The sequence below is a fragment of the Streptomyces sp. NPDC056160 genome, assembly GCF_042268205.1.
In the GTDB taxonomy this organism is placed as follows: Bacteria; Actinomycetota; Actinomycetes; order Streptomycetales; family Streptomycetaceae; genus Streptomyces.
Map to the genome: position 1 here is coordinate 1 of NZ_JBHJUW010000361.1, position 1,200 is coordinate 1,200.

Here is a 1,200-nt window from a genome sequence, read left to right on the forward strand (position 1 = left end):
GGGGTGGTGCTGGCCATGCTGAAGGGATCTCCTGTCTCGCCCATCCAGACTAACCCGATAAACCGGGTGTCTCAGCCGAGGCTGTCAGAGAGGGGCCAGACAAGGGCCGTCTCCGACCAGGGCTCTCCACGAGCCTGCCGACACCAGGCGTCGCCACCACTGCGGCCGGGTTGCATCGGCGGTGCGGGTGCGTCGGGGCAGTTCCTCGAAAGGCGTGGCTGAGCCCCGTCCGGGGTTGCTGGAGGCACACGCGCGCCTGAGTCGTCCGCCGCGGGCGCGTAGTGGCTGACTTTCCGTGGTATAGGAACAGTGAGGTTCGCACCAGTCCCGGTAGGGGCAGGCGGCGGGCCCACGGCGCGTTGGGCGAAGTAAGAGAGCGTCTTCCGCGGAAACCGCCTCTGAGCTGCGGAAATGCAGGGTCGGACCAAGATCCTGGGGACTGGCAGGCAGTTCGGTCGATCGCCGTGGGCGGCTGGGAGAACCGGGCACCTGGTTTCCTCGGACTGATCACCCAGTTTCCTTGATCCGGCACCGCTGTTCGCCGATCTGTCACACGGTTCCCTGGAACTGCCACCACGTCTGAGAGAACTGGGCACCGCTGTTCCAGAACAGCGGCAGATTGACGTCACGTACATCTTTCGACCGGGAGAGGGCCAGGAGGTGGAGCGGTGATGCCCTGTGTGGAGGGCAAGCGACACGGTCGACGAGCGGAGTTGATTGACTTCCTGCTCATGTACGTTAGGTTCATATGGTCGGCCTGCGGGTCGCGCCCTGGATGAACAGAGCATCAATGTCCCACGCACGGAGGGCCTGCTGGGAGCAGTACGCAGACTGGTCGACGCCGACACCGGCGAGCCGGTCCCTACGCGCCTTATACCTTCTCCGGCAGGCATACACAGGTGGACAAGGCGCGGGTAGAGGCCATCACGGACTCAAAGGCCTTCACGCCCAGTCAGAAGTTCCTCGTTCTGTGGTGGATCGGTGTGTCGCCCGAGGGCATGGAGCCGCTGCGGGCCACGGGAGCGGACATCGCCAAGCGGATGGGGATGTCGACGGACGCGGTCGGGAAGATCAACAGAAAGTTGGCCAAGCACCGGGTTCTGATCCCTCTCTGACAGCCTCGGCTGAGACACCCGGTTTATCGGGTTAGTCTGGATGGGCGAGACAGGAGATCCCTTCAGCATGGCCAGCACCACCCCG

The 1,200-nt window shown here is 64.2% G+C and carries 1 pseudogene; it reads left to right on the forward strand.

What is annotated here, in order from left to right:
• Positions 1-813: 813 nt before the first annotated feature.
• Positions 814-1,106 (forward strand): annotated as a pseudogene (locus tag ACFC02_RS42740) (MarR family transcriptional regulator); the annotation flags it as partial.
• Between the last annotated feature and the right edge of the window lie 94 nt (positions 1,107-1,200).